At 66.2% G+C, this 1,640-nt stretch carries 2 protein-coding genes and 1 pseudogene; 2 read left to right on the forward strand and 1 reads right to left on the reverse strand.

All coding sequences use genetic code 11. The features are described 5' to 3' along the window. Both RHODMAR_RS26700 and RHODMAR_RS27860 read left to right on the forward strand, forming a co-directional pair. The coding region (locus tag RHODMAR_RS26700) for a heavy metal translocating P-type ATPase (protein ID WP_008720950.1) at nt 1-1,099 on the forward strand (1,099 nt) is incomplete at its 5' end. 48 nt (nt 1,100-1,147) lie between these two features. Then, nucleotides 1,148-1,447 (forward strand): annotated as a pseudogene (locus tag RHODMAR_RS27860) (DUF3703 domain-containing protein). A 6-nt stretch (nt 1,448-1,453) separates the two neighbouring features. On the opposite strand, the gene ccsA reads toward RHODMAR_RS27860, so the two are convergent. Then, nucleotides 1,454-1,640 (reverse strand): cytochrome c biogenesis protein CcsA (gene ccsA / locus RHODMAR_RS26705; protein ID WP_042940573.1); only part of this gene is annotated, 187 nt, incomplete at its 5' end.

Here is a 1,640-nt window from a genome sequence, read left to right on the forward strand (position 1 = left end):
CCGCGACGCCGCGCTGGCCGTTGCTGCTGCGCTCGAAGCGCGCAGCGAGCATCCACTCGCCCGCGCCATCCTCGCTTCCGTATCGACCGTCGCGGCAGCCGATGATGTCACTGCCATCGCCGGGCACGGCCTGACCGGCACCCTCGACGGAGCCGCGATCAGGCTCGGGAAACCGAGCTGGTTCGACACCCACCCCAGCTCCGAGGAGTTCCGCGCCGACGTCGCTCGTCTCCAAAGCAGCGGTGCCACAGTCGTTCTCGTCGAACGCGCCGGAGTCCTGATCGCTGCGATCGCCGTCCGCGACGAACTGCGGCCCGAGGCCGCCGAGGCTGTCCGCCAACTCACCGCGCTCGGTATCGACACTGCGATGCTCACCGGCGACAACGCACTCACTGCGCAGGCCCTGGCGACCCAGGCGGGTATCACCGCCGTCCACGCCGAACTACTGCCCGAGGACAAAGCGGCCCTGCTCGCCGACATCGCGGCCGGACGCAAGATTGCCATGGTCGGCGACGGCATCAACGACGCTCCCGCCTTGGCGACCGCAGATGTCGGTATCGCCATGGGCGCAATGGGAACCGACGTTGCCATCGAGACCGCCGATGTTGCCCTCATGGGGGAAGACCTCCGGCATCTACCGCAGGTGCTGGCCCACGCTCGGCATGCCCGCGGCATCATGGTCCAGAACATCGCCCTGTCGATCGCGATCATCGGCGTGCTCGTCCCACTGGCTGCCACCGGCGTCCTCGGTTTGGCGACTGTGGTGCTCGTCCACGAACTCGCCGAAGTCCTGGTGATCGCCAATGCGATTCGTGCCGCCCGCACCACACCGTTGGACGGGTTCGTCCCACCGCCTACGGCATCCGGTGCCCTCAATGTCACGATCGCACCCGCAGCGGCCTTCGAGGATGCCTGCTGCGCTCCGGCCCCGACGCCGAGGAACGCTGCGCCTCTCGCATCTGGGAACCTACTGGCCGCCACCACCGCACCGTCACCCTCGGCGATCGGAGCAGACGACGGCAGCAGCTCCGGGTGCTCGGATGGATGTACCTGCTGCACATCGACTCCCGCGCGAAGCGAACTCGGTCAGGGAAGGTAGAGACCTGCGGGCGGTGATCGGACTGCATGCAGGCTCTACGGGATCGACATGACCCCAGCAGCAGCGGCATCGACAACAGAGGTGCGCTGGCACCACCTCGAACGAACACACATCCTCTCGCAGCACTATCCGTGATTGCATGCTCTCAACCACGCCGCGATGGTGAAAGCTGCGGCGGTAGAACATGATCGGCGCGAATCCTGGGGTCAGGTGATCCGGATCGTGATCGCTGCTCCAGGATCGTGGTCGGGGCGATACCCGGCCGGTAACACCGGCCGGGTCGAGGCGGGACCGATGTCGCCGATGCCCATTCCGCAGGACCGTACGGACGCGCTGAGAGGCAGATAGCGGTCATCAGTTCAGGCCTGCGTAGGAGTGCAGGCCGGAGACGACCATGTTGATGATGAACAGATTGAACAGCATCGCCACGAATCCGGCGATGTTGATCCATGCTGCGCGGGTGTTGCGCCACCCGCTGGTGGCGCGGGCGTGCAGGTAGGAGGCGTAGACGATCCAGGTGATGAAGGAGACCGTTTCTTTC

The organism is Rhodococcus sp. AW25M09 (genome assembly GCF_000333955.1).
Lineage (GTDB): Bacteria > Actinomycetota > Actinomycetes > Mycobacteriales > Mycobacteriaceae > Rhodococcoides.